The organism is Flavobacterium sp., from assembly GCF_036741995.1.
In the GTDB taxonomy this organism is placed as follows: domain Bacteria; phylum Bacteroidota; class Bacteroidia; order Flavobacteriales; family Flavobacteriaceae; genus Flavobacterium.
Genome location: NZ_DAINRG010000019.1, coordinates 36,032 through 42,058, shown reverse-complemented (window position 1 = coordinate 42,058; position 6,027 = coordinate 36,032). Strand labels below are relative to the sequence as shown.

General features: G+C 38.0%; 3 protein-coding genes. 2 read left to right on the top strand and 1 reads right to left on the bottom strand.

From position 1 onward, the window contains the following. Nucleotides 1-2,653 (bottom strand): hypothetical protein (locus V7D82_RS07730; RefSeq protein WP_333600401.1); only part of this gene is annotated, 2,653 nt, incomplete at its 3' end. A 755-nt stretch (nucleotides 2,654-3,408) separates the two neighbouring features. On the opposite strand from V7D82_RS07730, the gene V7D82_RS07725 reads away from it, so the two are divergent. Next, nucleotides 3,409-3,894: a SixA phosphatase family protein gene (locus V7D82_RS07725; RefSeq protein WP_333600400.1), complete on the top strand. Its 486-nt coding sequence runs from the start codon at nucleotides 3,409-3,411 to the stop codon at nucleotides 3,892-3,894. A gap of 2 nt (nucleotides 3,895-3,896) precedes the next feature. Next, nucleotides 3,897-6,014 (top strand): polyphosphate kinase 1, encoded by a 2,118-nt coding sequence (ppk1, locus tag V7D82_RS07720; protein ID WP_333600399.1) that lies wholly within the window; start codon nucleotides 3,897-3,899, stop codon nucleotides 6,012-6,014. The last annotated feature ends 13 nt before the right edge of the window (nucleotides 6,015-6,027 follow it).

Here is a 6,027-nt window from a genome sequence, read left to right as displayed (position 1 = left end):
CATTAGCCAGTACATTAGTGAAAGCCGTTCCACCTACATATCCGTTGATAGGAGCCGCAGTATCATTCACCGCATCAATAAGAGCAGCCGTTACAGAAACTGAAACCGTAGCCTGATCACAATTGGATGGATTAAGAACTTCACAGATTTGGTAAGTTAAGGTATAAGAACCAGCAGGAGTTCCCGGAGCCACAAGCACATTAGTGCCAGAAAGCGTTACTCCAGCATTAGTGGAAGACACAAAAGTAGTGTTCACTTGAGCCGGAATTACAGCCGCACCGTTAAGGGTATCATTAGCCAGTACATTAGTGAAAGCCGTTCCACCTACATATCCGTTGATAGGAGCAGCAGTATCATTCACTGCATCAATGGCAGTAGCCGTTACAGGAACAGTAACTATTCCGGTGGCACAACTACATGTTGCAGATACACCACATATTTTATATGTTAAAGTATAATTCCCGGCAGGTGTACCCGGTGCAACAACTACATTAGTTCCAGATAATGTAACGCCAGGGTTAGTGGAAGAAACAAAAGTTGTAGTTACCTGTGAACTTGTAATTGAATTGCCATCTAAAGTATCGTTAGCTAAAACATTCGTAAAGGAAGTACCACCCACGAATCCATTAATAAAACTGCCACTATCGTTATTAGCTACAAATTGTGCGGCATTAACGTTGATAGTTTGAGAAGCTGTACTGGTATTGTTACAGGTATCTTTGGCTGTCCAGGTTCTGGTTATTGAATAAGAACCATTACAATTTGGAGTAGTGGCTACATCATTAAAAGTCAAAGTGACTGTGTTACAAGTATCAGTAGCAACAGCTTGTTGGAAAGTTGGTGTTGTACTATAAGAAACGTTGCTTGGAGCCGGTAAACTGTTGAAAACCGGAGCTGTCGTATCATCAACTGTAATAGTTCTTGATACTGAGGCTAAAGCTCTTCCGCATGAATCGGTTGCAGTCCAGGTTTCGGTTACTTTTCCATTACAGGAACCAGCAACAGTAGTTGAGAATGTTGAAGGATTTGAAGTACCGCTAACTAAACAGCCACCGCTTAATCCATTGGTGAATGGAATTGTACTAGCAGCCGGAACGCCTCCACAAGTTACTGTAATTGGCGCTGGTGCCGTCATCGTTGGCAATGCAGCCGGACTTACAGTTATAGTTCTTGAAACCGGAGCCAAAGCTCTTCCACAAGAATCAGTAGCTGTCCAGGTTTCCGTAACGATTCCACCGCAGGCATTAGGAGTAGCTGTAAATGTAGAAGCATTTGAAGTACCACTTATTGCGCAACCGCCACTTAATCCATTGCTGAATGAAAGTGTGCTTGGTGCTGGTAATGAACCACAGGCTACTGTAGTAGGAGCCAGAGCTGTCATTGTTGGTAGTGCCGCTGGACTTACTGTAATAACTCTTGATACCGGAGCTAAAGCTCTACCACAAGAATCAGTTGCTGTCCATGTTTCTGTAACGGTTCCGCCACAGGCATTTGGTGTAGCTGTAAATGTTGATGGATTGGATGTTCCATTTATTAAACAAGAACCACTTAATCCATTGGTAAAAGGTATAGTGCTAGGTGCTGGTAATCCGCCACAAGCTACTGTAGTATTCCCCGGAGCCGTCATGGTTGGCAATGCTGCCGGGCTCACAGTGATGTTTCTCGTTTTGGTTATTATTCTGCCATAGGCATCAGTGTAAGTCCAGGTTTCTACTACTGTTCCTCCACAAGCACCGGTAGGTGTTTGGGTACTTAAAGTTGAAGTAACCGAGCCGCTGATTAGACAAGCTCCAGAGGCACTATTGGTATAAGTTAATGCGCTTGTTGTGGCAGCTCCACAAGGAACAGTAATGTTACTTGTAGCACTAAATACTGGAAGAGGTGCTGTAGTAGCGACTACTGTTCTCGATTTGGTAATAATACAATTGTTGGCATCTTTAATCACAACTGAATAGTCACCTGGTACCAAATTTGTTAAATCCTGGTTCGTTGACTGACCGGCAGGTACAACACCACCGTTGGAAGCTGTCCATAAATAAGTATAAGGAGCTGTTCCCCCTGTTGGTGTTAAATCTAAAGCTCCGGTTGCGGAACCACATTGCGAATCAATGCTGGCAAATTCACCATTTACACCACCGTTAACAGTAATGCTTGGGATTTTACCACATTTAGGCGAAATGTTGTTTGGGTCTAAAGGACAAGTTTCGTTACCACTTGAAGTGGTCCAGGCTTCCCATATATTTGAAATTTTAATAATATCACCGCAAGTATAGGTGATACTACCAAAGTTCAGATACGTAATTGAACCACCCGGTAACGGGCCGTTACATCCGGTTCTTGTTGTAGAAGAAATTAATGCACCGGTGGTACCACTGTAGATCTCAAGCGTTCCCCAAAAGGCAAACGAAGTTCTGGTAGATCCTGTGGTGTTATTAATTCCTAACATCAGGTTTCTTGTAATTGTTGTCGGGGTAGGACAGGAATTACATACATCTCCACCGGTTAATTTTGCCGCAACAACCTCAAGGTCTTTCGATGTACACGAGGTGTTGGCCGGGGGGAAACCAGTTTGCGCAAATGACATTGTAATACTAAAGAAAGTAAGAGCCAATGACGCAAACAATTTTTTTGAAATTGTAAAGTTTGATTTCATTTTTATTGGTTTTAAATCCTTAAAAATAAGATTGTAAAAAAATGAGAATACATAACTGACAAGCATATCAAGAGTCAGTAATAGAAATGTAATATTTGATTTCATACAAATTAGATTTAGGAGAATAATTTTTTGAAAACTAGCATTTTGTGCAGAGAGTCGTTTTGTAGGCGTTATGGTGAGATAGATAATTGGGTTATACTATTTGCTTGTAAAAATAGGCGCTTAGCTACTTTTTAGTCCATTTTCTCTATAAACGGCGCGAAAACTCGACAAAATGTCATTTTTCTTTCATTTTTGTATCGTATGATAGCTTTTTTTGGGGCTTTTTTCCTTGATTTTTGACATGATATTTAGGTTTTTGGGGTTACTATTTTGTTTTTTGCATTAGTTTAACAGTTCGAAAGTAGCATGTTTTTTTAGAACCACCAAAAAAAACATCGATAAAAAGCAATATTTCATAGATTAAATGCATTATTTAACATATTTAAAGGATAAAAACTTACAATTAATTATTAACAATCGCTGTTTATAACATTTTAATTTTTTTAACATTTATTTTAAAACTTTTAAGTATTCGCTAATTGAATATTTTCTGCCCGTTTCTTAATTATGATTTTTCTAGAAGTTTTAAAAAAAAACAATTTTAATTTTCAACTGGACAGTAAGTTTTGTATTAAACTCTTTCATTATATTTTCATTATACATATTAATAACTTAAATTTATACTTTCAAAACCTAGAAAATATTCCGTCATGAAACAGTTGATTCTTGTTCGCCACGCCAAATCCAGTTGGGAAGCACCACTTCGCGATTACGACAGACCTTTGACCGGCAAAGGCATTCAGGATGCTCATTTGGTTTCTTCCAATATTGGTAATCAGATTCCAAAATCGTTTGTGGTCTGGAGTAGTGCGGCTAAACGCGCTTCGGAAACAGCCATGATTTTTGCCCAAAACCTTTCCTTTCCGGTGGAGAGTATTGCATTTAAAGAAGAATTATACACTTTTGATGAAAGAAAACTGGAACAAATCATCAAGTCCTGTTCTGATGAATATGAGCATTTAATTGTTTTTGGGCATAACGAGGCTATTACAAATTTTGTCAATAAATTTGGGAACATTTTTATAGATAATGTGTCCACTTCCGGATTTGTGAACATTATATTTGACAAAGAGAGTTGGAATGACATAGAAAATGGCGTTACCCAAAAGGTTATTTTTCCAAGAGATTTAAAATAAGTATGAGCACAGAAACAAGTTTTCGATATATAGACAGAGAAAAAAGCTGGCTGGCATTCAACGCCAGAGTTTTACAAGAAGCCGCTGATGAAGCGGTTCCTTTATTAGAAAGATTACGATTCATAGGCATTTTTTCGAATAATTTAGATGAGTTTTTCCGAGTGCGCTTTGCGGCTATTCGTCGGTTAAGTTTGTCAGGCGTCACCGGAGAGAAGATCCTTGGTGGCATTTCAGCACAACAATTAGTTAAAGACATTACCGAAATAGTAATCAAGCAACAAGCGGAAAGTTTAAGGGTTTTAACGGCCATTGAAAAAGAACTGGTCAAGCAAAACATCATTATCATCAATGAAAATGAAATTTCGGATGAGCATGAAAACTTTATCAAAGATTTTTTCATCCAAAAAATAAGCCCTGAATTAGTTACGATTATCTTAAATGATTTAGCCGAATTCCCTTTATTAAAAGATACTTCGGGATATTTAGCGGTTAAATTGGTAATGAAAACAGAGCATAAATCTAAGATGTTAGGTTTGGTTAAAATAAAGCCGGAAGTTCGATACGCCATTATTGAAATTCCCAAAAACACCAATAGAATTGTGGAGCTTCCGGATAAAGATGGCAAGCAATATTTGATACTGCTAGATGATGTTATTCGATATAATCTGAGCAGTATTTTTAATATTTTCGATTACGAAAGCATCTCGGCCCACATGATTAAAATCACACGGGATGCCCAGCTCGATATTGATAGTGATATGAGTAAAAGTATGCTCGAAAAGATTGCTACTTCGGTAAAAGACCGAAGAATTGGCGAGCCTGTTCGTTTTGTTTACGATCAATCCATTGAAAAAGATACACTGAAATTTTTCCTGAACAAAATGGGAATTGATGCTTCCGATGGTATTATTCCCGGTGGAAGATACCACAACCGTCGGGACTATATGAACTTCCCTAACTTGGGTCGCTATGATTTATTATACCAACCTAAAACACCGCTGCCCGTAGAAGGATTGTCGCTAGATGGGAGTATTTTAAATAAAATTGCTAAGAAAGACTATCTCGTCAACGCACCGTTTCAGTCGTTTTCGTATCTGATTAAATTCTTGCGGGAAGCTGCCCTAGATCCCAAAGTTACCTCTATAAAAATTACATTATACCGTTTGGCCAAAAACTCTCAAATCGTAAGTTCCCTTATCAATGCAGCCAAAAACGGAAAGAAAGTTACGGTTCAAATTGAGTTGCAGGCGCGTTTTGATGAAGCCAGTAATATTTCGTATGCCGAGCAAATGCAGCAAGAAGGGATTGAACTTATTTTTGGTATCAAAGGACTGAAAGTACACAGTAAAATATGCGTGATTGACAGAATTGAAGACGAAAAATTAAAGCGTTATGGATTCATTTCCACTGGAAATTTTAATGAAACAACGGCTAAGTTCTACACCGATTTGACTTTGTTTACCAGCCATCAGCAAATATTAAAAGACGTTTCTAAAATCTTCGATTTCTTTGATGTTAATTATAGGATTCATCGCTACAAACACTTAATCGTTTCGCCACATTATACCCGTTCCAAGTTTTATAAACTAATAGACCGAGAGATAAATAATGCAACTATTGGTCGCCCGGCTTATATTAATTTGAAAATGAACAGTCTTTCCGATTATCCTTTGATTGATAAATTATACGAAGCCAGTAATGCGGGAGTGAAAATAAAATTACAGGTTCGTGGCATCTGTTCATTGATTCCCGGTGTAAAAGGAATGAGCGAAAATATTGAAGCTATTAGCATCGTGGATTACTTATTAGAACATACGCGTTCCTATATTTTTTGTAATAATGATGATCCCGAAGTATTTATTTCTTCTGCCGATTTCATGACGCGTAACCTAGACGGAAGGGTAGAAGTAACCTGTCCAATCTATGATCCGGAAATCAAAAAACAAATTATTGATACTTTCTATGTGGGTTGGGGGGGTAATGTAAAAGCTCGTTTTCATTCAGAAAAATTTGAAAACAAATACCGAATCCGCAAAGAAGGAGAACCTATTTTCAGAGCACAATTTGAAATGTATAATTACTATCGAGACCGTTTAGAGGTAATTCAGGATAAACTATAATTCTCAAATTTTT

Bases quoted from the DNA above. Each gene is read 5' to 3' on its own strand.
- V7D82_RS07725 (WP_333600400.1), top strand. From the start codon at position 3,409: ATGAAACAGTTGATTCTTGTTCGCCACGCCAAATCCAGTTGGGAAGCA.
- ppk1 (WP_333600399.1), top strand. From the start codon at position 3,897: ATGAGCACAGAAACAAGTTTTCGATATATAGACAGAGAAAAAAGCTGG.